We start from the raw sequence: 233 nt of genomic DNA on the forward strand, positions 1-233 counted from the left end.
GCGGCATTGCCGCGCTGGATCGCCAGCTCGCCTTTGACGCCGCGGCCGACCGCAAGATAGGGCCCCATGGAGCGCGATTCGGCATGGGCGATGAAGCGGTCGATGTTCTCTTCCGCGGCATCGAGGTCTCCGCTCCAGAGATCGATCGAGACCGCCCAGATCAACGCAATGCAGAGCGTGATCGGATGGTCCATCTGGGCGGCCTCGACGACCGTCTGCCGGGCCAGTTGCAT

Annotated in this window: 1 protein-coding gene; it reads right to left on the reverse strand. The window is 65.2% G+C overall.

Going from position 1 to position 233, the window contains the following annotated elements; genetic code table 11:
* The coding region (locus tag AC0L3J_RS38465; protein ID WP_473350632.1) for a hypothetical protein at positions 1-233 on the reverse strand (233 nt) is incomplete at both ends.

The sequence above is a fragment of the Bradyrhizobium sp. Kon37 genome (assembly GCF_055807535.1).